The 25,272-nt window shown below is 46.7% G+C and carries 21 protein-coding genes; 13 read left to right on the forward strand and 8 right to left on the reverse strand.

Annotated features, from left to right (window positions below; genetic code table 11):
• The first annotated feature begins 37 nt into the window (after window positions 1-37).
• Window positions 38-1,624: a cysteine--tRNA ligase gene (cysS, locus tag QUA33_RS18340; protein ID WP_333150063.1), complete on the forward strand. Its 1,587-nt coding sequence runs from the start codon at window positions 38-40 to the stop codon at window positions 1,622-1,624.
• Between the two features lie 50 nt (window positions 1,625-1,674).
• Here the strand turns inward: cysS and QUA33_RS18345 are convergent, their stop codons facing one another.
• Entirely contained in the window at window positions 1,675-1,866 is a 192-nt protein-coding gene (locus QUA33_RS18345; protein WP_333150065.1) for a DUF433 domain-containing protein, read from the reverse strand.
• A 113-nt stretch (window positions 1,867-1,979) separates the two neighbouring features.
• Here QUA33_RS18345 and QUA33_RS18350 point away from each other — a divergent pair, with 113 nt between their 5' ends.
• Both QUA33_RS18350 and QUA33_RS18355 read left to right on the forward strand, forming a co-directional pair.
• Entirely contained in the window at window positions 1,980-2,207 is a 228-nt protein-coding gene (locus QUA33_RS18350) for a hypothetical protein (RefSeq protein WP_333081929.1), read from the forward strand.
• A gap of 47 nt (window positions 2,208-2,254) precedes the next feature.
• Entirely contained in the window at window positions 2,255-2,488 is a 234-nt protein-coding gene (locus tag QUA33_RS18355) for a type II toxin-antitoxin system mRNA interferase toxin, RelE/StbE family (RefSeq protein ID WP_242729068.1), read from the forward strand.
• Between the two features lie 40 nt (window positions 2,489-2,528).
• Here the strand turns inward: QUA33_RS18355 and QUA33_RS18360 are convergent, their stop codons facing one another.
• Complete coding sequence (locus QUA33_RS18360; protein ID WP_333150067.1) at window positions 2,529-3,485, reverse strand: alpha/beta fold hydrolase; 957 nt, start codon at window positions 3,483-3,485, stop codon at window positions 2,529-2,531.
• A gap of 146 nt (window positions 3,486-3,631) precedes the next feature.
• On the opposite strand from QUA33_RS18360, the gene QUA33_RS18365 reads away from it, so the two are divergent.
• Complete coding sequence (locus QUA33_RS18365) at window positions 3,632-4,744, forward strand: AI-2E family transporter (protein WP_333150069.1); 1,113 nt, start codon at window positions 3,632-3,634, stop codon at window positions 4,742-4,744.
• Between the two features lie 165 nt (window positions 4,745-4,909).
• Here the strand turns inward: QUA33_RS18365 and QUA33_RS18370 are convergent, their stop codons facing one another.
• Window positions 4,910-5,845, reverse strand: a complete 936-nt coding sequence (locus QUA33_RS18370) for an OmpA family protein (RefSeq protein WP_333150071.1) — start codon at window positions 5,843-5,845, stop codon at window positions 4,910-4,912.
• Window positions 5,846-6,085: 240 nt separating this feature from the next.
• Here QUA33_RS18370 and QUA33_RS18375 point away from each other — a divergent pair, with 240 nt between their 5' ends.
• Complete coding sequence (locus tag QUA33_RS18375) at window positions 6,086-6,757, forward strand: hypothetical protein (protein ID WP_333150073.1); 672 nt, start codon at window positions 6,086-6,088, stop codon at window positions 6,755-6,757.
• A gap of 44 nt (window positions 6,758-6,801) precedes the next feature.
• Entirely contained in the window at window positions 6,802-8,838 is a 2,037-nt protein-coding gene (locus QUA33_RS18380; RefSeq protein ID WP_333150075.1) for an abortive infection protein, read from the forward strand.
• Between the two features lie 158 nt (window positions 8,839-8,996).
• Here the strand turns inward: QUA33_RS18380 and QUA33_RS18385 are convergent, their stop codons facing one another.
• The 4 genes from QUA33_RS18385 to QUA33_RS18400 all read right to left on the reverse strand — a co-directional run bounded on the left by QUA33_RS18385 (window position 8,997) and on the right by QUA33_RS18400 (window position 13,936).
• Window positions 8,997-10,169, reverse strand: coding sequence for a DUF4335 domain-containing protein (locus QUA33_RS18385; RefSeq protein ID WP_333150077.1), 1,173 nt, complete (start codon window positions 10,167-10,169; stop codon window positions 8,997-8,999).
• A gap of 3 nt (window positions 10,170-10,172) precedes the next feature.
• On the reverse strand, window positions 10,173-10,778 hold the full coding sequence (locus QUA33_RS18390) for a DUF3038 domain-containing protein (protein WP_333150079.1): 606 nt from the start codon (window positions 10,776-10,778) through the stop codon (window positions 10,173-10,175).
• A 298-nt stretch (window positions 10,779-11,076) separates the two neighbouring features.
• Entirely contained in the window at window positions 11,077-11,580 is a 504-nt protein-coding gene (locus QUA33_RS18395; RefSeq protein WP_333150080.1) for a hypothetical protein, read from the reverse strand.
• 151 nt (window positions 11,581-11,731) lie between these two features.
• On the reverse strand, window positions 11,732-13,936 hold the full coding sequence (locus QUA33_RS18400) for a cation:proton antiporter domain-containing protein (RefSeq protein WP_333150082.1): 2,205 nt from the start codon (window positions 13,934-13,936) through the stop codon (window positions 11,732-11,734).
• Between the two features lie 436 nt (window positions 13,937-14,372).
• Between QUA33_RS18400 and rpsB the strand changes: the two genes are divergently transcribed.
• From rpsB to QUA33_RS18430, 6 genes are all read left to right on the forward strand, one after another.
• The gene (gene rpsB, locus QUA33_RS18405; protein ID WP_172187021.1) at window positions 14,373-15,203 is read left to right on the forward strand and encodes a 30S ribosomal protein S2; all 831 of its coding nucleotides are present in this window, start codon (window positions 14,373-14,375) and stop codon (window positions 15,201-15,203) included.
• Between the two features lie 322 nt (window positions 15,204-15,525).
• Complete coding sequence (gene tsf, locus QUA33_RS18410) at window positions 15,526-16,185, forward strand: translation elongation factor Ts (RefSeq protein ID WP_333072626.1); 660 nt, start codon at window positions 15,526-15,528, stop codon at window positions 16,183-16,185.
• A gap of 186 nt (window positions 16,186-16,371) precedes the next feature.
• Window positions 16,372-17,313, forward strand: coding sequence for a hypothetical protein (locus tag QUA33_RS18415; protein WP_333150084.1), 942 nt, complete (start codon window positions 16,372-16,374; stop codon window positions 17,311-17,313).
• Between the two features lie 122 nt (window positions 17,314-17,435).
• On the forward strand, window positions 17,436-19,949 hold the full coding sequence (recG, locus tag QUA33_RS18420) for an ATP-dependent DNA helicase RecG (protein WP_333150086.1): 2,514 nt from the start codon (window positions 17,436-17,438) through the stop codon (window positions 19,947-19,949).
• 554 nt (window positions 19,950-20,503) lie between these two features.
• Window positions 20,504-22,588: an elongation factor G gene (gene fusA, locus QUA33_RS18425; protein ID WP_333150088.1), complete on the forward strand. Its 2,085-nt coding sequence runs from the start codon at window positions 20,504-20,506 to the stop codon at window positions 22,586-22,588.
• A 120-nt stretch (window positions 22,589-22,708) separates the two neighbouring features.
• Entirely contained in the window at window positions 22,709-23,245 is a 537-nt protein-coding gene (locus tag QUA33_RS18430) for a Uma2 family endonuclease (protein ID WP_333100238.1), read from the forward strand.
• Between the two features lie 116 nt (window positions 23,246-23,361).
• Here the strand turns inward: QUA33_RS18430 and QUA33_RS18435 are convergent, their stop codons facing one another.
• The gene (locus tag QUA33_RS18435) at window positions 23,362-24,522 is read right to left on the reverse strand and encodes an HNH endonuclease (protein ID WP_333150090.1); all 1,161 of its coding nucleotides are present in this window, start codon (window positions 24,520-24,522) and stop codon (window positions 23,362-23,364) included.
• A 216-nt stretch (window positions 24,523-24,738) separates the two neighbouring features.
• Here QUA33_RS18435 and QUA33_RS18440 point away from each other — a divergent pair, with 216 nt between their 5' ends.
• Window positions 24,739-25,173 (forward strand): hypothetical protein, encoded by a 435-nt coding sequence (locus tag QUA33_RS18440; protein ID WP_333150092.1) that lies wholly within the window; start codon window positions 24,739-24,741, stop codon window positions 25,171-25,173.
• Window positions 25,174-25,272: the final 99 nt, after the last annotated feature.

Consider the following 25,272-nt stretch of genomic DNA (forward strand, 5'->3'; position numbering starts at 1 on the left):
AATTAGAGCAGTACGTCAATCCCAAATCTCAAATCCCATGCCTCTAACGCTTTACAACAGCTTGACCCGTCGTGAATCACCTTTTGAACCCATCGAACCAGGAAAGGTGCGGATGTACTGCTGCGGCGTTACGGTATACGATTACTGCCACGTCGGCCATGCCCGCGCTTACATTGTTTGGGACATGGTGCGGCGCTATCTGATGTGGCGGGGATACGATGTGCGCTACGTGCAGAATTTTACAGATATTGACGACAAAATTCTCAACCGCGCCCGCGAAACAAATTCCACAATGGAAGCCGTGGCGGAACGCTTCATCGAGGAATATTTTGCAGATATGGACAAGCTAAATATTCTCAGGGCAGATGAATATCCGCGCGCCACCCATACAATGGACGGCATTAAACGGCTGATTCACGAGTTAGAAAATAAAGGTTATGCCTATGCTTCCGGCGGCGACGTTTACTACAATGTTCGGCAATTTCCAGATTACGGAAAACTTTCTGGCCGCAAGTTGGAAGAAATGCAGGCCGGGGCCAGCGGTAGATTGGAAACCGCAGAAATAGAAGCTCAAAAAAAGCAAGATTCATCAGATTTTGCCCTGTGGAAAAGTGCTAAACCGGGAGAACCTGCTTGGGATTCATCTTGGGGAAAAGGTCGCCCCGGATGGCACATCGAATGTTCGGCGATGGTGCGCGATTGCTTGGGTGAAACAATTGACATTCACTGCGGCGGTTCCGATTTAACTTTCCCCCACCATGAGAATGAAATTGCTCAATCTGAAGCGGCGACTGGCAAGTCACTTGCTAATTATTGGATGCACAATGCTTTTGTGACTGTCAACGGCAAAAAGATGTCGAAATCTTTGCACAATTTTATTACAATTCGCGATTTGTTGGAGGGCAATTGGTCGGGGGATTTGGAATCTAACCCCCCCCAGCCCCCCCTTGGTAAGGGGGGGAGTAAGAGTGAAGGAAGCGAGAAGTCAAAAGCGGTGGAACCGATGGCGGTGAGGCTGTTTGTGTTAACAGCGCAGTACCGCAGTCAAATTGATTTTACCGAAGAGGCGATCGCCTCTGCAAAAAATGGCTGGCAGACTCTTAAAGAAAGCCTAGTTTTTGGTGATTTGCACGGTTCCCAATTGGGCTGGGATTTAGATAAAATTCTGAAATTGCCCCTAGGGGATAGTGAGGCTGTACAGCAATTTATAGCAGCGATGGATGATGATTTCAATACTCCTAATGCTTTAGCTGTTGTGTTTGAATTGGCGAAGGAATTGCGGCGCGAACGCAATATAATTGTACATGGGGGAAAAACGGAAATGCCTTCGGAAGTCTTGCAACAAAAGTGGCAGACTCTTGTTAAGTTAGCCGAAGTTCTAGGATTTACCAATCTCGTCCCGGCACGTGCGACTATCGGTGGCGATCACTCATCTTTTAGTCTTGAACCTGAAATCATTAGCGGATTAACTGATGAGGATATTGAGGTGATGATTCAGCAGCGGAAAAATGCCCGAAAGGCTAAGAATTTCGCTGAGGGCGATCGCATTCGCAATGAACTTAAGGATAATGGAATTACTTTGATCGATCAAAAGGATGGTACAACCATCTGGCACCAGAGTTGAAACTAAATTCATAGTCTGCGGAGGCAGACTTTGTTTGACAAGAAGCGGTTTCAACCGCCGAATTCTAAACACGATCTAAAGTCTTCCTCCGTCAACTCAGGAAAATCGTTTAGAATCTCTGTATGAGACATTCCCGCAGCCAGCCAACCCAACAAATCATACACGGTAATTCGCATTCGGCTGATGCAAGGCTTTCCACCGCGTTTACCTGGTTCGATCGTAATGATTTTGCGCTCGCTCATGACAAGACCTAGTTTAGTGCATTTTTCTTGAAGTTTAGCCTAGTCTTGGAATAAGCGATACAATTTACTAAACTTCGCAAGTTGTTCAACCTTAGAGGTAATAGCCTAGTTCTATGAATACCCTCGACCAAGTGCTAGAAACTGCTTTGCAACTGTCCTACGAACAGCAGGAAATGCTGATAAAAATCCTGCAAAACCGTCACCGCGAGAGTATCCGCGCCGAAATAGCTGCGGATGCTCAACAAACCTTAGCTGATTTCCGTAAAGGCAAATTCCGACAGCAGTCAGCCGAGGATGTTATTTCAACATTACGCCAGTCTTTGGACGAGTCCGAAACATGAGACCACTGGTTCTGACTCCCAAATTCAAACGAGCATTCCGCAAGTTTGTGAAACGAAATCCTGACCTCCAGCAACGTATTGAAGACTCTCTTCAACAAATGGAAGCAGATGTATTTTTTCCCAACCTAGGTACTCATAAACTAGGTGGCAAACTTGATGGTCTTCAGTCCTGCTCTTGCGGCTATAATTGTCGGATTGTGTTCTCGATTGAAGAGGATACAGAAACAAATAGTGAAGTCATTGTTTTACTCGACATCGGGACACATGATGAGGTCTATTAACTGTGTCAGTTATTATTAAATAACAACTCCACAAATAGATTTAATTTTTCTTTAACTTATCCACAAACTCCGCAACAGTCGCGACAAATTCTGCGGTTGATTCATAAGGCAAAACATTGCGCCCCGGCATTAATAAACCTTCCGCATTGGGAAAAGTTGTTAAATATTGCGCTAATCTTTCATCCGGTTTCTCTTCCTTACCCTCTTGACTGATGCTTGAGGCTTTTTCTCCCATCACAACGAGTACGGGTCGATCGAACTTTTGAATCGTGCTACTGTAATCCTGCCGCCAAAACCCCGCTAAAAACGAGAAAACCGCGTGACGGCTGTCAGGATTCGCCGCCCCAGCCTGCAAAGCATCCAACCATTCGCTGTCAACCTTTGCCGCATCGCCAAACAGTTGTTTCACAGAAAAAGAACGCAAAAACTCAGCGCGTCTGGCGTAGCGGTAAAAAGCATTTCCCAAGGGAGAATTTAACAAATTCCAGACAATTCTTTGCTGTCTTTCTGTCGAATGTTTGTTCATTACCGCCGAAGCGGGAGGCCCCGCGAGAACTAACCCGCGAATTAAATTTGAGCCGCTTTCCTGCTGCATTTTTGCTAAAGCCAAGCCTACAGACAGTAAAGCACCTTGCACGAGGACGATCGCAGGTTTTTTTACTACACTTTCCAAGAAATATTGCAACTGTGCGGCCCAATCGTCAGGATAGCAAGCCACAGCCGGCATTTCGCAATCGCCGCAGCCCAGCAGGTCGGGATTGTAAATCGGATTAGTGTTGCCTGCTTTGTACCAACTCTCACAAAATCTATGCCAAAAGATTCTTGACAAACCAACTCCTATCGGATGAATTAATAACAAAGGGATGCTATCTTCTGTCGCAGTAGTTGGGTTATAAACATCATAAGCACAGCGATAGTTTTGCCATTCGTAAAACAGCGTTGGTGACTTTATAGACGAAATGGTGGATAAATCTTGGGTTGAATATGGCGGTTGCATATTATTTTTTTTTGAACCGATGTTACTTTTTATTATAATATGAGTAGGTGCGGGTTTTACCCGACATATATTTGGTAAATGAGAATATAAATAAACCCGCTCTGCGGGATGACATAAGTGCCAATACAAACCTTGATTACTTAATTATGTCAGAACAGCGGATAACTATTTCTTTACCTAACTTGCTGCTAATTGTAGCATCGTCCTTGCTGCTAGTGCTGCTGTGGCAATTGCGGAGCCTGCTAGTAATTCTAATGATATCAGTTGTGCTGGCTGCTTCGATCGTCCCGATCGTGAATTGGGCAGAAACCATGCGGGTTCCCCGTTGGCTGGCGGTGATTATGGTTTATTTAACTCTCATCGGCGGATTTAGCGGGACGGTAGTGTTAATCGGGCCCACGGTAATCGAACAAATAGAGTTACTGCTGCGGCAGCTACCAGTTTATGTCGAAAGTTTGCGAACTGTGGCAACTAATGTATTGAGTCGCCTAACCGACGATGCCCCAACCCTGGTGGGTCAGTTGGTGGACACTCAATCGCTGACTAATTGGCTGATTCGATCGAGCCAACAACTGGTTTTGCGATCGTACAGTTTAACGAGAGGCATTCTAGGTGGGGTCTTCAGCCTAGTTTTAGCATTATTTATTTCAGGTTACATGGTTGCCGACAGCGACACATTAATCAAAAGTTTGGTGCAATTTTTCCCTAAACCTTGGGACACAAGATTAGCCGCACAAGCCGCGCCAATCGGTCAAAGAATGGGGAGTTATATTCGCGGGCGAGTGTTAGTTTCGGGCATTTTAGGGATATTTATTACCACAGGTTTGAGCATTTTGGGAATGCCGGAATTTGCTTTAGGCTTGGGTGCGATCGCAGGTGTTACCAACTTGATTCCCTTCATCGGCCCCGTGTTAGGAGCAGTACCAGCATTAATCGTAGCATTAGCGAAAGGTGGCTGGGTACTTGTGTGGGTATTACTGTTATTTGTAATCATCCAGAATTTAGAAACTTACGTCCTCGATCCTTTGCTGGTTGGTTCATCGGTTGGTGTGCATCCTTTATATCAACTGCTGTCTGTATTGGGAGGAGTTCAAGTATTAGGAATTATTGGAGCTGTAATTGTGCCACCTTGGTTTGCGGGAGTGGCAGCTTTGATTGAAAACTTGTATTTAAAACCCAAACTTAGGAGCGAACATCGAGAGACAATAGATCGGGCTAAAAATAATTCTGACTTGCCACCTCTGACACCTTCAGCGTAACAGCAGCTTACGCCTTGAGAATTCAACACAGTAGACTCCAATTGCAAGCATTCGCTCACCTCTGTGGAAAATATCTGCGTTTATCCGTGTTTATCTGCCTTACATCTGCGGTTGACTATCAATCAAAGATTCATGCAATAAATGTAGTATCCACAAGTCCGCTGACTAAGGACTAATTGCCACTTCAATGCGGCGGTTGCGCTGCCGATTAGTATCGGAACTATTATCCACCGAAGGGCGACTTTCCCCATAGCCGATCGCCACCCAATGATACTTCTGACCGAGTACACCCGACAAATACTGCACCACAGCCTGAGCCCGCGCAAACGACACATTGCGATTGTCCGCCGCTTCCCCCGCGTCGTCAGTGTGACCCGCAACGCGCACAGTTGCCCCCTCGTGATTGCTCAACTCCGCCACCAAATTGTCCAAAATCGCATTAGTTCCCGCGCGCAAAGAAATGCTGCCAGTATCAAACAAAACATCGCTGGGCAGAGTCACCATCAGCCCATCCCCCCCAAATACCGGATTATTGGCATTCTGTGGGGCAGTATTCACCGTTTCAGGGTTCAGACTGGGGCTGCTGCCGATCGCCGGTAAAGCAGGGGCAACACTTGCCGCCGTTTCCGGCGCGGCCAATTCCCGCGACATCAACTGCAAACGCTTTTCCAAAGTTTCCGTCGGGCGGCTGCTGCCCAACTGACTCTCCAAAGCCGCGGTGCGACCAATCAGCGCGTTGAGTTCACCCTGCAACTGTCTCAAATCCGACTGCAATTTCTCTCTCTGGGCAGGACTGAGTTTTGACTGGGGAGTCGGTGTAGCGGTTGGTGGCGGGAGCGCTGGAATTGGCGTTGCTGGCGCGCGTTTCGGGCTGGAGGTCAAATTTTGAGTTACACGCAGCAATCTCTCTGCCAGCGGCATTTCCGTCGCGCCTGACGGATAAATTTGAGCGATCGCCATCCCCAAAACCCACGCAAAACCGCTGCCCACCCCCAGCAGCAGCAGTCGAAAAATCAGCGACAGTACAAGCAAACCTTTTCCCCGCGACTTGGAGACGTGAGTGGGGGGGATTGAAGGTTTTTGGTTAAAAGATCGCGTCATATTTCATCCCTCTCAGTGTAAATACCAGATTAATTTCGATACTATCTTACCTATCCGATTTGAAATTTGAGATTTTAGATTTTAGATTTGTCCTCCAATCTAAAATCTCAAAAAGACACCCGGTTTCTCTAAATCTGGGGTTTGGTGGCGAAGCATCGAGGCAGAAACCGGGTGTCTAATCCGTTGCGTGCCAGCGTGAATCTGTTGGATAATTCAGTAAAACTTTTGGAAAAAAAACCGATGACTGACCCTTTAAATAGCCCTTATCCCGTTCCTTGGGAATGGATTAGTGCCACTCATGCTAAAGTGAGCTCCACTGCCGGCACAGGCCTCCGCTATTATCGCAGTCCATCCCTAGTATCAACTAACGGCCAATACGCAGCTTACAGTCGAATTGAGTTGCAAGTGCAGCCGGAATTCTCCCAGTGTCGGGTTAGCAGCGTCATGTTTGTGGAAAATCTCAAAACCGGCGAACTGCAAACAGTGGCGGCTGCTTCGCCACTGGCGGAAAGTGGGATGTATGGTAGCGAGGATACAGATATGTCCGGGACGATCGCCATTTTAGTGCCTGTTTCTTGGAATCAAGACGGTTCCCGCATTCTCGCCCGCGAATTTGAAGCACTTTTCAACTCTTCCGATATGTCCGACTACGGTGTCATTTGGGACAAAAATGATAATTACACTTATACCGTTGCTCCCGCTCGCAGTCTTTACACTCATGCTGTATTGTTGGGTTGGAGTCAAGTTTGTCCCGGAAAAGTTCTGTTCCGCGCAGGCAATTTGGGCGATCGATCTTGGCCTCTTTGTGCAGTGGATATGACAGGGCAAACGGTACCTGTCACCGAGGACAAACCCCTAGTTTTTGGCAGTCAAGCCAGCACAGACTGGATCGAACCTAAAACTCGTTTTTAGATATTATGGCGGCATTTTCTTTGATAGGGCCAACAATTTTTTTAGTGTCAGGTCAGTCTTTCAACCAATTCATTTTGACCTTGGTGCTGATTATTTTAGCTGTTGTTTTTGGTTTAACAGCGTTTATTTTTATTCGCATTTTTCTAAATTGGTTGCAGGTAAAATTCGAGAACTATCACCTCTTTAGACGCTCGCCCATAAGAAACACTGGTCATTTATCCGCTAACATTGCACAACCGGAAAATGTTTTTTTAGAACCCCGATTTGTAGAAAGTGATGGAAATTTAACTGCTACTATTTTTGGAGGAAAAAGCGATATTTCAATAGCTTTTGAGCCGGAGACTATCTGCGAAAATTCAGCATCAGTTTCCTATCTCTACAAACCGATCGCCCTTTGGCACGGGCGCTTAATTTTGCCCTCAAACGAACAGCGCCAGCCCTACGGTACAGTTTTTTTTGAAGTAATAAATGCCCCCAAAAAGTATAAAAATTTTATTGGGAAAACAGCATTTTTGAAGTGGAGTACAAATCGCGAAGTACAGTTTTTTGTCCACGCAGTCAGTCAAGATATAAACTTCACACAAGAAACTAAAAAAAGTCAAAAATCTGGCAATATCCATCCAGATAGATTGAACGGCTGGCGAAATGTCGGCCCTTTAGAAACTCTAGCAGGCAGCAGACTTGAAAACAGCGTGACTGTGATGCTACGCAGGCCGGTGATTGCGATTAATTATAGCAGCAGCGATCGCCAGGAGCTCACGATCGATCGCGAACCAGTACAAATTATCGGACGTTTCTGCGCCTTAGTCTCAATTTTACAGCGAAAAGAACCCGACAGCGACCAATTTATTGTCCGGCATTTCAACAAAACATCTCAACAATTTGACGGCGCAGCCGAAATTATTCGGATTCCACAAGTACAGCCAGACAAAAATGGCGTAGCGAGGTCTACCAATCACCTGATCGAACAATCGCCATTAAATCCAGACGGCTGGTACATTTACGGCGAAAGAGACGCAGAAAATATGTTTGTAGTACAGGCAATCGAACCCCGCAAAATTGCCCAATTAACACCAGATGAAACACATTTAGGACTGAAAAAATCTCTCGCTTATTTAAACAGTAAAAATTGGGAAAATACACCAGCCCAAAAAGGGCAAGTAAAAAGAGTATTGTTAACGCCAAATGATGCTACAGAAAACGCTTCCATCTCTCCTTGGCAAGAAGGAGATATCGGGATAGTGATTCACAGTTTCGGGGGCATCGGCGGCCAAAAAGGCGAACGGCCACCGCTGGGAATTGTCACCGGACATTTTGCTTTCGGAGTAGCAAAAGTGGTGCGCGATCGCTTTACCAGCGAACTGCGTTTTGACATAGAATACAAACAAGTTTACGCCCACAATCCCGACGGAATTGTCGCAGGTTCCAGCAAATGGCAAAGCTACATGGGAGACTTGCAGCGCGGCTGGTTGGGCGATCGCCCGGTTTGCGATATCATCTGTAAACTAGACTGCGTGTGTTGCGATTACGATTTTGACGGCATCACCTTGTCGCCTTTAACCGAATTAAACCAGCAACTAGATATCATGATGGCCCGCTACCGCAGCGGAGACGGAACAGGTGCAAGTTTAGTCACGCCAGCAACTTCTTGCGTCCAAGATTCAAGTCAGGCAATTTACGCGACAATTAAAAAAATTACTTCCGAAATAGAGTCAAATCCTCAGATTCAAGACTGGCTAAAAACACATCCTACCGACGCACAAACCCAAAGATTTCACCAGCTAGTAGCATTAGGAGAGAGTTTAGAAAAAGTATTAATGCCCCTCGGTATTGTTCGTCCAGATTGGCGCAAAAATTCGAGATTAGCGGGGATTGATTCTGAACTGAAAAAAACCTTTTTTGTTGGTATAGCAAACCTGATAAAAGCTGCTATTAGTTACCGAACAATGTTGCCAAGGCGCACCCAAGATGAAATCGCCAAAGTTTTATTAAAACAGGGAGCATTTTTGTGGATAATTCGCACCAATCAAGTTGGGGGATTTGACCCAGATATTGAGCCGATCGCACCAACAGGGCTTTGAATCATATCAAATCCGGGTTAGAAACCCCTTGATAAGAATCGGCGGTTAAAACCGATCCTACACAAACTTTCGTCCTAGCAGAGAGGGACTAAAGAATAAAAGGGGCATGAAAACCGGATTTCGTATCAAGTCAACAGTCAACACTCAACAATCAACCATTACCAAGGGCTGACTTGAACAGTGCCGTCTGGTGCCAAAACTACACGGAAATCAGCCAGCGCTTCCGCAGGTGGCCTGCTGCCAACCGGTTTGTAAAGCAACTCGGACAACGGCGTTTCGGATCTCTCGACTGCTGCCGAATTCTCCGACTTGTAACCGACAATCGCCCCGTCTTGGGCCACACTCACCCGATAAACCAACTCCGCATCAACCGGAGGCTGATTCTTCACAACTCCGTCAATTTGCTGAGCAACTTTGCCCCTCAAAAGCTCAATTTGCGCTGGATCGGTAATTGGCAAACTTGCTGCATCAGGGCTTGCCAAACCTTCAGCAACAGGACTGGGCGTGCTTTCTGGCGAAGTGCTCGACTGCGGTGTGGCGCTAGGTGAAGCGTCCGGCTGCGGCGCGGGGCTCGGAGTCGGCGAAATCGATTCAGCGTTCGGAGTTTGAGTCCCAGGCAGCAAACCGCCTGCAGGGGGCGTGGGATTGGGATTCGGGGAACCCGATCCGCCCGGATTCGGCGTCCCCTGATTCTGGCCCGCTGGATTGGGCTGCGGCACCGGATCTCTCTGGCGCTGCACTTCGGGGACCGGTACCAAGAAAAATGCCATGGCCGCCAAAGCCAAACTCGACACCCCCACGACAGCAGGCAAACTCCGCTTTGCCAAAGGTTCGGCAGACTTCACGTAACGCCTGGAAATTGGGGTTAATTGCAGCGACAATTCCGGCAGCGTCTGCGTGTCGGCAAAAAACTGATCGATCGCCTCTACCAAGTCAAATAGCTGTACCGTCGTCAAATCTACTTTTGCCGACAGTTCTGTTTTTTGATCGATTTGGGTTGGGCTGCCTGTGGAGGCGGGTAGAACGGTCAATCGGTGCAAGTTCCCGTCAATTCTTTGTAACTGCACCATACCCAAATTCGGGCCGTAGCGATCGGGATAATGCACTCCGCTCATAAATTCTTGAGCGTAGCTGCTGACGGCCCTCACCAAGCTTTCAAAAAAATCTCGTCCCCCGCTTAGGGGCTCGCCGAGACCTGTAACATAGCATTCAGCGCTCATTAATATGGAAAGCACCGGCCGTATATCTAACTGGCTGGCTGCGGAACCATCGCTCAACCCTTCTAGAACCAGGGTGCAATTTGGCAGACTGTACTGACGCCTAATAGTCATTTTTTATTCAACTTCTCCATCAAACAGGCTAACCCAGAAGCGCTGCATTCCGGCTGTGCCTGTACAAAATAGCAGTTTGCTCAACAAGTTCAAAGCTAGTTCGTTGAGCTTGTCGTCAGAATCGTAAGCTGCAACTAGCGATCGCTTGGGGTTCATGCGCGATCGAAAGTGAGCTCGAAAGCGTTCTAAATACTCGGCCAGCGGCTGGTTCTGGTTGAGGGGGAGATTTCTCGATCGCAACTGCTGCGAATCTAGCAGCAACTGCCGAATTGTGGCGGTTAACTTGCGCGCCATATTGCAGGCGATCGCCACCAGCGCTTTTGCCTCCACAATGGTAAGGGAGCGGCGCTGGGTGTAGCGTCTCAGCGGGTTAGTATTCCGCATCAGCCACAGGGCAACCCGATTTTTGATAATTGATTCCAATTCCAATTCCTTTGACACTGCCAGCATTTCTTCAGCACCTCCGAGATACAAGGCTTCGATCGCCAGCAACATCAAGTCAATTTGTAATCTGGCTCGGCGGGGACATCCCCCATCGGAAGGCGACAAGTCTGGCAAACTGTCTAAAATTAACGGGTTTGACTGGGTAAGCGAAGTTTCTGACGGCATTAATATCACGGCAACATCCATTCCAAACAAACTATACGGGCACGGGGGGTCTTGAGCAAGACAAATTCTCAACCAAGAACTTCTCTGGGATACTTTATTTTTATCATTGACTTTTAGGTATATTTTCTAATTTAGCAGCAACCGACCGTCACAGGCGAGCTCCAGCGGGAGTTCGATCGCCCATTCCCCCAACCCCGCCACCACTTTGTGATTCCTTGCTTCATTAGGGGAGAAGGGGAGAGTCAGAAAGCGACAAAGAATTACCCATTTCCCATTGCTTATTTCCTATTGGGATCGATCAATGTTCCTGCTTCTGGGGTTTCGTGGCTGCTTCTCTTTGAGCCATAAAATCACTAGCCGCCGCCTTATCAGTTAGGCTAATTTTTCCCTTGAGGCTATCTTGCTCCACAATTGCGCGCATTTTAACAGAGCTGTTTTGACCGGTTGCGGTGGAGTCGCTGCAACCAGCTAAATTAGCAACCGCACCCGACAAGTTCAATCCTTGAGTTTCCCATTTACCAAATAGAGAAGGTCTCTCCTCGGCTGTTTTTTCCCTGCCCTCCCTGCTGCCCGATCGCAAATTACCGCTCAAATAAACACCCGATTGCTCGATTGTCAATACCAAAACATCAGATTTCAGACATTCGGGCAAACTTTGAGCATCGAAGCGATAATTTCCCGCAATTGCCGGAGGAGCCTTTAAATTTGCTTCCCCGTAAGCACTCACTATTTTAAAAAGTACCGCAACAAAAGCGATAGAAACACCATAGAATGTTATTTTTTTGACGTTAAACTGATTCATGATTTTGGTAATTGGTAATTGGTCATCGGTAATTGGTCATCGGTAATTGGTCATCGGTAATTGGGCATTGGGCATTGGTACTAACTCACAAATAACCAATAACCAATAACTAATAACTAATAACTAATAACAACTGTCAACAGTCAACCGACTAGCTTTGAGGAAGTACCGAAGCCAAGTGCGATCGCACTTTAACGTAGCACCGCGCAATCAGCAGCGAAGAATGACACTGCACAGCCAATTCATCAGTATACTGTCCCAAAGTTTGGCGCTCAATTCCCCACTCCCGACTCGTACCTGCAATAGTCAAATCAGCATTAGCAGAAGCCGCTACTACTGCTTGAATTGGCTCAGCAGCCTCCACAATCGGAGTTTCAATGCGCGATCGCACATCAACCGGTAACTGATCCATTACTCGCTGAAACTCGTAACTCAGCTCGTTTCCAGCTTCCCCGTCAACCGCCACCCGCAGCACCGTCAAACGGCGATCCTCGCTATTAACTAACAGTCTCAGCGCCAATTCTAAACCCAAATCATCGTGAATGTTTGCTGCGTAAGGTACTAACAAGTTATTCAACGTTTCCCGGCCTCTGTCAACAAAAATTGCTACATCCACTTTAGCGTTGCTGAGAATTTGGCCGACACGTCCTCCCAAACGGTTGCTGCTAAAAGTAGGTCTGTGCCATCCTACTAAAATCAAATCCGCGCGATCTATTGTCGCAATTTGTGCCGTCTCCCTCGCTACATCATTAGTAACCCGAATGATGGGATGTACGAATTTTTGTGCCTCCGGCAGTTCCAAACTCTCAATCAATTCTGATAATTTCGAGCGGCGCTCTTGAATAATGCGATCGGCTTCCGCCGGCGTACTTTCAAAAGCATAGTCATCATTTAATTCTATCAAACTCAGAGGATGAACCGCCGCCGACTTTAAATCATCACCACCCATACCAGCAGCCGGCTGCGCCAGCGCTACCGCTAGTCGCAGTAAACCTTTCTGCGTGCTGGGATTGGCAACAGGTACTAAAATTCGATAAGTTGGCAGCAATTTGTTAGCAGTTTCTTCGCTGCTTTCCGCGAATTCTGAACGTTCTAATTCTGAATCCTCAGAGTTAAACTCAGAAATATCTAACCTAATTAACCGTTTTGGATAAGTCCACTCCAACAGTGGTGAAGTCATAAAAGTTGTCACTAAAGCCATGATGACTAACATCGTAAATAGCAGCGGGGAAATGACACCCAAGGAAAGACCGATATTCAGCACAATTAGTTCAGTCAAACCGCGAGTATTCATCAGCCATCCCAAGGCTGAAGCTTCGCGGTTGTTGATGCCACAAACTTTGGCAGCAACGTAAGTGCCGACGTACTTGCCGACAATGGCTACTCCCAAAACTGCGGCGCACAGCAGCCACAATTCGGGACTGTTGAGCAAGCCGATTTGAGTCCGCAAGCCGCTGTAAGCAAAAAATATCGGCAGCAGAAATATTAGTACAAAGTCTTCGGTTTTTTCTGCTAATTCTCTAGTTAATCCAGCATTTTTCGGCATGGCAGCACCTAGCAAAAATGCACCAAAAATTAAATGAATGCCGATTAATTCAGTAATTAAGGCAGAAGCTACAACTCCCATGTAAATGCCGGACAGAACTAATTGTGTTAATCTGCCAGTGCGGTTGTAGTGCTTGGAAAGCCGCTGCAAGAACCAGCGGACTACAGTTAGCATGAAACCGATGTAAATTAAAGACTCAATAATTGTCGGCAAAGCACCGAGCATCGAATTAGTACGAGTAACTGCGATCGCCACCGCTAACAAACACCACGCCGTTACGTCATCTACCGCAGCGCAAGTCAGGGCCAGCGTCCCCAATTTTGTATTCTGCAAGTTGTGTTCTGTAATAATTCTTGCTAGCACCGGAAAGGCAGTAATTGACATCGCAGCGCCCAAAAATAGGGCAAAGGCTGTAAACGAAACGCTATTATTTGAAACGATAGGATACAGCAGCAGCGCTAGCAAGCTTCCTAGAGAAAATGGCACTAGAATGCTGACGTGGGAAGTTAAAATCGCTATATCTAAATTGCTTTTGAGATACTTGGGATTCAGTTCCAAACCAATCAAAAACATGAAAAATATTAGCCCCACCTCAGATAGCACGTTGAGGAAGGGAACGGCTTCGGCTGGAAAAAGTGCTGTTGCGGTGGCTGGTGCAACTAAGCCAAACAGAGAAGGCCCAAGCATAATTCCTGCTACAATTTCTCCAATGACTTGAGGTTGTTTGATCGCTCGAAATCCTAAACCTACAAGTCTCGAAAGTGCAATGACAATTAGAACTTCAAGCAGAACGAGAATGGGTATGGGCATGGCGTTTTTAGCTTTGGGATTTTTGCGGATAGAGAGGGCAGACTAATAAAGTTGACTGGATTGCCGAGAAAAAAATGGATGCCGCCAGCTCGATCGAAGGTAGAAGGCACAAGAGGCGCACCAACAACGCCATTCTCTCACAAGCGAACAAAGGCTTTGGCAACCTCCCACCTAGATTTTTCGTTTTTAAGAAGCGCTTGCGAGTAACTCTAACCGCATCGTGCACACCCCACACCCAACCCTCCCATTAAATCTCACATCTGTCTGCCAAGCCAACCCTACGGATATTAGATTGTCAGAAAAAGTAGCGCGCGCTGTGATAAACTAGAAAAGTTGTTTAAATTCGCACATCCGGGTTTTCGGGTGTTTCGAGGGCGCAAACCTTCAGAAATACGACCGGGTGGAGGATTAACCCGAATCAGGAGTTAAAAATACAATGCCAGTAGTCAGTTTGGCTCAAATGTTAGAGTCAGGGGTTCACTTCGGACACCAAACCCGTCGGTGGAACCCTAAAATGTCTCCCTACATTTTTACAGAGCGCAACGGGGTTCACATCATTGACCTCGTGCAAACCGCTCAGCTTATGGAAGACGCCTACGAGTACATGAGAGTTGCCTCAGAAAAAGGCAAAAAGTTTTTGTTCGTGGGTACGAAGCGCCAAGCTGCAGGGATTGTAGCCCAAGAAGCTCAACGCTGCGGTGCTTATTACGTCAACCAGCGCTGGCTGGGGGGAATGCTCACCAACTGGACGACGATTAAGTCCCGCGTGGAGCGCCTCAAGGATTTGGAGCGCCGCGAGGAAATCGGCGCCCTCGATTTATTGCCGAAAAAAGAAGCTTCGGTACTGCGCCGAGAAATGGCAAAACTCCAGAAATATCTGGGCGGGATTAAATCTATGCGGAAGATTCCCGACGGAGTGGTTCTGGTAGACCAACGCCGCGAGTATAATGCGGTGTTGGAATGCCAAAAGTTGGGAATTCCGATCGTCTCTCTGTTGGATACCAACTGCGACCCGGATTTGGTTGACATTGCGATTCCGGCGAACGACGATGCTATTCGATCGATCAAGCTGATTGTCGGCAAGTTGGCTGATGCCATCTACGAAGGTCGTCACGGTCAGCAGGGCGGCGACTCTGAGGAAGACTACGACTACGACGGTGGTTACGAAGGCGCTGAATATGATGTCGAAATCGAAGAATTGGATGACCCCGATTATGTAGATCCCGACGACGCTGCTGAGGCCGAGGGCGAAGAAACCGAGAGCTAGTATTGCCCTCGGAATCTGACATCAGGAAATTAAAAATTAAAGATTGAAAATTAAAAATAATTATTATTTTTAGTTGGATATTTTTAATTTTTAATTGTAGATAGCACGAGTCTACGTCATTAGTAGATCTCTGGCAAAAGCATTCATTGTGTCAGGGTCAGAATTAATTCTGGCGCTACACCTACAAAGTCGGTACTAAGATCGACTGGGTATTTCTTCACTCTGGTCTAATCATTAACATTAAAATTAGTGACTAATGACTGATGACTAATGACTGATGACTAATGACTAATAACTAATTTTGATTGGGAACTTAAAGAAGATGGCGGACATATCTGCAAAACTTGTTAAAGAACTGCGCGAAAAAACTGGCGCGGGCATGATGGACTGCAAAAAAGCCCTCGTTGAAAACGAAGGCAATATCGAAACATCCATTGAGTGGCTGCGGAAAAAAGGTCTGGCTTCGGCAGGTAAAAAAGGTGGACGAGTCGCCTCAGAAGGACTTGTAGGCAGCTACATTCACACCGGCGGCCGCGTGGGAGTGCTGGTGGAAGTTAACTGCGAAACAGATTTTGTGGCACGTCGCGAAGAATTCCAAAAGTTGGTGCGGGATATTGCGATGCAAATTGCAGCTTGCCCGAATGTGGAATACGTGAAAGTTGAAGATATCCCCGCCGAAGTTGTCGAAAGAGAAAAGGCAATTGAAATGGGCAAAGATGACTTGGGCAACAAGCCGGAAAACATCAAAGAAAAGATTGTTCTAGGGCGGATTGAGAAGCGCATGAAAGAGTTATCTTTGATGGATCAGCCTTTTATTAAAGATCAGAATATCTCGGTGGAAGAGTTGGTGAAACAAACGATCGCCCAAATTGGAGAAAATGTCCAAGTGCGTCGCTTCGTGCGTTTTGTCTTGGGCGAAGGCATTGAAAAGGTAGAAGCTAACTTTGCCGACGAAGTGGCAGCCCAAATGGGTGTTCAATAATCCCAAATTAAGATTAAAAATTAAAAATTAAAAATGTGAAAAATCAATTTTTTGCATTTTTAATTTTTAATTTTTACAGGACTTATAGACCGACTATATTTGTAGGGCGTGCAGTGCATACCTTACTACAGATAGCGTAAGGATTTAAAACTTGCTTAAGTACTATTTTAATTTTATACGAGAGATATGGTGCGACCAAGAGAGCGAATAGAGCAAGATTTGGCAGGACTCGAAGAGTCTTTAGCAGCCTTGAAGTTGGAGTTTAGCAGTACCTACGAAGGTTATTTAACTGCGTTGGGACAAGCGGTGCGGCAGCAGTTAATTTTGGCTTGCTATCACCTTTGCACTCAATCAGTACCTGAGTCGTTTCTCAAGTTGTCCTTCGAGGGAAGGCAAAAAATGCAGCAGTCTGTAAGGGCTTTGGCCGCGGCGTCGGAGGAAAAATTGCGATCGCTGGTGACTGAATCAGAAGCAGAGGAAGAGGAAGAGGAAGAGGAAGAGGAAGAGGAAGAGGAAGAGGAAGAGGAAGACGACTTCGACAAAGACGAAGAGGAAGAAGAGGAAGACGAAGCAGGCGACAAGGAAGAAGACCAAAAGGAAAAAAACCAAGTTTCCGCAATTAACTATCTATTTTCATTGGCAAATTATCAATTGCCAAACGCCAATTCCCCTGAAAGTTTGGCACGCTGGCAAAATAGTATTGAAAAGTCGATCGTCCATATACTCAAGCTGCTTTCTCGCGACACCAACCGCTTGCTGCAACAGTCGGGAATCTTGCCGAGTCAATTGCCAGAACCGGTTCTAGAAGCTGCTTCTGGTGCTGAATCCTCCGGCGACAGCGTTGCCGGGCCGCCTAACTTATTAAACTTAATCATTGAAACCGATGCCTCATCAGCATCGCGAAAATTGGCAGAAACCTTTGGTAGTAGGGCGCTGCACATTACAGCGATTAAACTGCGACTATCGGAAATAGAGTTTGGCGATGCGGGAACCTCGGCTTGGCGCCAGCAAATTCGCAACCTGTCTGTAAAGTTGAACTCGCTGGGCCGCGATTACCAGAAAAAGCAGCGGGAACTCGCTGTGGTGGAGGCTGAGTCGGCTTGGCGATCGAGTTGGTTTGAAGATTAGTCTGTTGTCAATTGACAAGTGTCAGTTGTCAGGTGTCTGGAATTCTTGAGCTATGATTAATAACTAATGACTAATGACTAATGACTACTTATTAATAACTGATGACTAATAACTAATGACTGATGACTAATAACCAACCCGAATGGCAGCGATTGCAAAAAGCTCTTTCAGTAGAAGCCGATCGCGGATTTAACGACATCCAAGGCAGTCAATACCGCTTCAGCGAGTTTCTGGGCCTGAGTTTGAGACAACTTGCAGGTTCTGTGGCCGCTTCTTCGCGCGATCGAGCCAGACAATTAGCTGCTGAATTTGACATCTACCCTCAGAAAGATCTCGAACAGCGCCAACATTCGATCGCCATTACGGTCAGTTTTCTGAGGCAAATGGAGCAAGTTTGGGAACAAGAAACTCGCCACCAGCAAGAACAAGTAGCACAAGTCAGACCCGCAAACGCTAACGCTTCTGAACCAACCGCCCCAGCACTTTCCGTTCCCCGAACAGTACCCCTGAGTACAGCAGCCGCACCGCCCAGCCTGACTCTCGACCAACAGTTAACCCGCGTCACCGGCATCGGTCCCGCCAACGGCAACCGCTTAGCAAAACTGGGTTTATACACTGTATATGACTTGCTTTACTACTATCCCCGCAACCACATCGACTATGCCAAGCAAGTACAAATTCGCGAGCTAGTAGCCGGGGAAACTGTCACTTTAATCGCCGAAGTAAAGCGCTGCAATTGCTTTTCTAGTCCTAAGAATAAGAAATTAACCATATTAGAAGTAATTTTAAAAGACCGCACCGGAGAAATAAAAATAAGTCGTTTTTTTGCAGGCCCTCGCTACAGCAATCGCGGCTGGCAAGAATTCAAAAAGCGCGAGTATTGTACTGGTGCGGTACTGGCAGCTTCCGGGTTAGTGAAGCAGGGTAAATATGGAATTACTTTAGAAAATCCTGAGTTAGAAGTATTAGACGACTCCGGCGGTGCGATCGAATCAATGAAAGTCGGCCGCCTGATACCAGTTTATCCGCTGACGGAGGGGGTGGATGCCGGTTCGGTGAGGCGATCGATTTTGGCGGCAATGCCGGCGGCGAAAATGTTGCCAGAATCCCTACCAGAGGATTTGCGCGAGCGTTACGGTTTAATGGGTTTAGCGGATGCCGTGACTAATATTCACTTTCCGCTCGATCGAGATTGTTTGGCCGCCGCCCGCCGCCGCTTAGTTTTTGACGAATTTTTCTACCTGCAATTAGGACTTTTAAAGCGCCGCCAAACCCAAAGAAAAGCTCAAGCTAGTGCAGTAATCATTCCTAGTGGCAAATTGATCGAACATTTTTATGAAATCTTGCCCTTTGCCTTGACTAATGCTCAGGAAAGAGTAATTAATGACATCCTCAATGATTTAGCTTCGTCGCAACCGATGAATAGATTAGTGCAAGGCGATGTCGGCGCCGGCAAAACCGTAGTAGCAGTCGTGGCAATGCTAGCAGCAATTCAATCCGGCTATCAAGCCGCTTTAATGGCGCCGACAGAAGTTTTAGCAGAACAGCATTACCGCAAATTGGTAGGTTGGTTTAACTTGATGCACTTGTCTGTTGAACTGTTAACTGGTTCTACAAAAGTAGCCAAGCGCCGAGAAATTCACAACCAGTTAGAAACCGGAGAATTGCCAGTTTTAGTGGGAACTCACGCCCTGATTCAAGATACGGTGAATTTCCATAAATTGGGTTTGGCGGTAATTGACGAACAACACAGATTCGGCGTGCAGCAGCGCGCTAAATTGCAGCAAAAAGGCGAAGCTCCCCACGTTTTGACGATGACGGCAACTCCCATTCCCCGGACGTTGGCGCTGACGCTGCACGGGGATTTGGATGTGAGTCAAATTGATGAACTCCCCCCTGGTAGGCAGGCGATTCAAACCACTGTACTGTCTGCCAAAGAACGCATCCAAGCTTACGATTTGATTCGCCGGGAAGTGGCAAGCGGGCGTCAAGTTTATGTGGTGCTGCCACTGGTGGAGGAGTCGGAAAAGTTGGATGTGCGATCGGCAATTGAGGAACAAGAGAAACTGCAAAAAAGCGTATTTCCTGCGTTTAAGGTTGGTTTGCTGCACGGTAGAATGAGCAGTGCCGACAAAGATGAAGCAATTTCTAAATTTAGGGACAAAGAAACTGATATTTTAGTATCTACTACTGTGGTCGAAGTGGGAGTAGACGTGCCGAATGCCACGGTAATGCTGATTGAAAATTCTGAGCGTTTTGGACTGTCCCAACTGCACCAGTTGCGGGGTCGAGTCGGTCGGGGCAGCAACCGTTCTTATTGTTTGTTAATCCCTGGCTCCAAAACAGGGGAAGCTATGCAGAGAATGAAGGTTTTAGAACAATCTCAAGATGGCTTTTTTATTGCGGAAATGGACATGAGATTGCGCGGGCCCGGTCAGGTTTTGGGAACTCGGCAGTCAGGTTTGCCGGATTTTGCTTTGGCAAGTTTGGTGGAGGATCAGGAAGTTTTGGAGTTGGCGAGGGCGGCGGCTCAAATGGTAATTGAGAATGATGAAAGTTTGAATCAGTGGCCGGTAGTGCGGGATGAGTTGGAACGGAGATATCAGCGGATGATGAGCGGCTCGATTTTGACTTAGATGGTTTTGAACGCAGCAACGGGATTTTTAATAATATTTTGTAGTGGCGGGTTAAGCAAATATATATCAAATCCGCCAGTTTATTGCTGCACTCACCCACCATCCTCCCCATAGGGCGGTTTATTTGCACCTACTTCTTTAATGTCAGTAACGTCAGAAACTGGTTTTCTTCCCATAAACTCACGTAAAATCCTAGGTTTTTTGTCAGGAAACGCGGTTTATACTTTTTTGCTGAGACTGCTGCAAAATATCAGGTTGATCGAAACGTCAAAAACACGAATTTGTTGGAAACGAGTGCCTCAACCCCAACTACTTTAAGAGAGGATTTTGGCCTTAATCTACGCTATTTTGATAAGGAGCCAGGCTTGGGGTACTTATTCGACCAAGAATCCTTCGCAGGAATGACGAAGAAGTGTCAAAATTAAGATAGTTCTGCCAGAAACAGGGGAAAGGAAATCTAGCCTGTACTGGCGCCTAAGGCAACATTGATTCCTCGCTGGTTACGCTTGCAGGTGGTCGCCGACGGTTCGTCGCATTTAATCTCAACAGTAATTATGAAAGATCTCACTCGTTATCGAAATATCGGCATCTTCGCCCACGTAGATGCTGGCAAGACCACCACAACAGAAAGAATCCTGAAACTGACAGGTAAAATCCACAAAATTGGTGAAGTTCACGAAGGCGCGGCGACTACTGACTTCATGGAACAGGAGCAAGAGCGCGGTATTACGATTCAATCCGCTGCTACCACCTGCTTCTGGAACGACCATCAGCTCAACATCATTGATACTCCGGGACACGTCGATTTTACGATCGAAGTTTACCGTTCTTTGAAGGTTCTCGATGGTGGCATCGGTGTGTTCTGCGGTTCGGGTGGAGTTGAACCGCAATCGGAAACCAACTGGCGCTACGCTAACGATTCCAAAGTCGCTCGCGTCATCTACATCAACAAGCTCGATCGCACGGGTGCAGATTTTTACCGCGTTGTCCAGCAAGTCGATAAAATCCTTGGCGCTAAACCGATGGTAATGGTATTGCCCATCGGCATAGAAGAAAAGTTCTGCGGCGTAGTCGATTTGCTGACCCGCAAAGCCTGGATCTGGGATGACTCCGGCGATCCCATGAACTATACAATTAAAGATGTCCCCGCCGATATGGTCGATGATGTCGAAACTTGGCGCGAAAAGTTGATCGAACTGGCCGTCGAGCAAGACGACACTGTGATGGAACAGTATCTCGAAGGCAACGAGCCGAGCCTCGACGACCTCAAGCGCTGCATTCGCAAAGGTACTCGCGATCGGGCATTTTTCCCCACTTACTGCGGCTCATCGTTTAAAAACAAAGGCGTGCAGTTGGTTCTCGATGCCGTAGTTGATTACCTGCCTAACCCGATGGAAGTCACACCGCAGCCAGAAGTCGATCTCGAGGGCGAGGAAACCGGCGAGTTTGCGATAGTCGATCCCAACAGGCCATTGCGGGCACTCGCGTTTAAGATCATGGACGATCGCTACGGTGCTTTAACCTTCACGCGCCTGTACTCCGGTAAGTTGTCCAAGGGCGACACCGTACTCAACACCGCCACAGGCAAAACCGAGCGCATCAGCCGTTTGGTGGAAATGCACGCCAACTCTCGCGAAGAAATTGAATCCGCGCAAGCAGGGGACATTGTGGCGATCGTCGGCATGAAAAACGTCCGCACCGGACACACCATCTGCGACCCCAAAAATCCCGCCACCCTAGAGCCGATGGTATTCCCCGATCCCGTTATTTCGATTTCGGTCAAACCGAAACAAAAAGGCGGCGAAGAAAAAATGGGAGCAGCCCTCACCAAGATGGTGCAAGAAGACCCATCCTTCCACATGGTGACGGATCAAGAAAGCGGCGAAACGATTCTCAAGGGGATGGGCGAGTTACACCTCGACATCAAAGTAGACATTCTCAAGCGCACCCACGGCATTGAAGTAGAAGTCGGCGAACCACAGGTAGCCTACCGCGAATCGATTACCAAGCGCCTCGAAGACGAATACACCCACAAAAAGCAATCAGGTGGTTCCGGTCAATTTGCCAAAATTGGCTATGTGATCGAGCCTGGTGAGGTGGGAAGTGGCTTCCAGTTTGAGTCCAAAGTGACTGGTGGTAGCGTGCCGAGAGAATATTGGCCAGCGGTCGAAAAAGGCTTTGAAAGCTGCATCGACAAAGGCGTCTTGGCCGGATTCCCCTGCTTGGACTTGAAATTCACCCTACTAGACGGCGGTTTCCACCCCGTTGACTCGTCAGCAATGGCCTTTGAAATTGCTGCCAAAGCGGCCTATCGGCAGTCTCTGCCTAAAGCGGCGCCTCAGTTGCTCGAACCGATTATGAATGTCGATGTATTCACTCCAGATGATTACATGGGCGACGTGATCGGCGACCTCAACCGCCGCCGGGGGATGATGAAATCTCAAGAGACAAGCCAGACAGGAGCACGGATCAAGGCAGATGTACCGTTGAGCGAAATGTTTGGTTACATTAGCGATTTGCGTACTATGACCTCTGGGCGCGGCCAGTTCTCAATGTCCTTCTCGCACTATGCTCCTTGTCCGAATAACATCGCTGAAGAAGTGATTAAGGCGGCAAAAGAGCGTCAAGCTGCGAAGTAATGTATTTGACTCCCGGTAGGTGCTATCTGGAGTCAAACAGAACAATTCAATCCCCGACAACTTCTACGAAGTCGGGGATTTAATCTAGATAATAAGTACAGTGAGGTTCGACAAAAAAATATGATTGAGTCGATCGCAACACTTTCACTAACAGACTTCCTCGCTCAACCGGATATTGAATCCTCGCCTGCATGGGAATTTATTCTGGGGCGAGCAGTTCAAAAAACTATGCCAACCCTTTTTCATTCGCGACTGCAACACAACTTGGTTAACTATATCAACGATCGGACTGATCGATTTGAAGCGATACCAGAGTTGCGTTGCTTGGTACTTCCCTACTCGCCAGTACCAGATATAGCGATTGTAGCAGGCGATCGGCTTACCGATGAAGACGGACCACTTAACGGCGCACCGGATTGGTTAATTGAAATTCTATCGCCGGATCAAAGCACTTTAAAATTGCAGAATAAGATCCTCCACTGCCTCATTAACGGCACGCAATTAGCATGGCTAATCGATCTCTCTCACCAACAAGTTTGGGTATGGCAGGGTGAGGAGCTACCTATAATCTGTTCGGGTGCAGATATTTTACCAGTTTTAGGTATTCTCCCGGAACTTACGGTTGATGCTGTGATGGCTATGATTCGCCGACAGTAGGCATTTTATTAGAAAACTGGGTTTAAAACCCCGTTGATAGTAATTAGGGCTTGCTGAATATACCGCATATTGGGTGGTCTGGGTTTGCGATCGGCTTATTCAGCAAGCCCCACATATTAGATAGTAGAACCACGAGCAGACTTCAACAACATCTGGATTTCTTCAAGACTAAATGGTGGTGAACTACGATGAATCATAGCGTGACAATTTGGGCAAACAGGACGCAAATCTTTTATAGGATCAATTTCATACTTTTCTGCAATTTCTGAAAGGGGTCTTAGATGATGAACATGAATGAAACCTTTTCCCAGTTGCCCAAAAACTCTGCCAAAATCGAAACCACAAATAGAGCAACTTGAACCGTAATAATCAATACATTTTTGCCGAGCTTTAGGCTCACGTTCATAGGCGTTGACTGAAACTTGCCGTACTGCCCCCTCACGAAATGTTTGTACTGCATCTACTTCATCAGGAAACAATCTAGTAGTTACAGATTCCTGAACCTGAAGCGGATTTTGCCAATCCAACAAACATTTTAGGTATTTTTCAAAACGGGGATTTTGCCAATTCCTCAAACATTTTAGATATTCTTCAAAACGGTCTTCCTCACCAAGATACACATTTATTGCAGCACGAAAGATAGCAAAGAGTTCGACAAAGTTATCAATCACTGGCTGAGCTGCATCTAGGTCTTTAATAGGAAGAACTAGGGATGGACTCTGAATATAAGTACCTTTCCCATCTCGTTCAGGAACTAATTGCAGCTTGTTAATGAACTCATCATACTCTAAATTTTCATCTTCTTTCGGTGCAATAGTTTCAGAGTAAACTTCATATTCACCCTGCTCCCAAATCTGAGTAACATCTTTCAAATGCTTCTTCAGGACTTGAACAATCGGATTCCCTTCTAGTCCTCTTAATCCAAAAAAGTTCACAAATAAACTATCAGAAGTACACTCGAATCTCAGTTGGAAATACCAAGTTCCTTTTATAGTCAAGCCAGCGCTTGCTATTTTGAATGGCTTGGTTTTCTTGGCTCCAGAGCGATGAGCTGGTGTAGTCGTTATTCGACAATCTGAGAGTACATCTGTGCCATAAACTTGGTGAATTTGGTCACAAGCTTGTTTAATGATTATTTTAAGCTTAGGGACAAGTAATTCTTTTAGCTTATCAGCACGCTCTCGATCGTCCTCGACTGAGAAGAGATATTGTTCAGCAGACCCTATCAGTGGCAAGTCAACGATTTGTGACAATCCGGTTTCCTCAACTGAATTCATATCTGCTCTCCGACATGACAAGTGCAACGAAAACTAATCGATATTTTAGCTTTTTTTCGATATATCCTGAAATAGGTCACGCTTCCCTGGTTCCTAAAACTTGTGCTGTGGTGAGTTTCAGCCTTGTAGGGTGCGTCAGTTAGAATACTTACAGGACTTGGGAAACGCTTATGGACTGACGCACCCTACTATCGTCTTTTAAATGCCGAACAGCTTATGACTCAAATAAATCCCGATCGCACTGCTGGTACAATTGCGATCGACGTTTGCGCTCAATCAAACGGGCAGTATCTTTGTCAGATTTCGTCATCTCTGAGCGATCGCCCCAATGATACCATGAATTTTTACGGACAAACGAAAGAACACGCGATCGCGATCGCCCTGGAAAATTTAGCATCTCGCTACCGCCAGCAAGCCGAAGACTCTCAAAATATAGATTGGGATGCGGTGGAAATTTCGGATTCTGGAGAGCCGATTGAAAAGCATTATCACGTAATTTTGCACTACGAACGAATTGCTAAAGATGAATCTAAGTTTGAGGCAATGCACAATACAATGATGGGAAATACAGTAGTTGAAAATGCCAAAATTTCAATAATTGAGATCGCTCCCGATATCGAAATCGAGGCCAGAGGGCTATCAAAATATTAAGCCATCGGGACTTAGGTGCAGATGGGCATCTTACCCTACGCATCAACGATCGAAACGTGAGTTTGAGGGGGCGATCGACTAGAAGCGATCGCATAATTT

This window comes from Microcoleus sp. Pol14D4, from assembly GCF_036701245.1.
In the GTDB taxonomy this organism is placed as follows: domain Bacteria; phylum Cyanobacteriota; class Cyanobacteriia; order Cyanobacteriales; family Microcoleaceae; genus Microcoleus.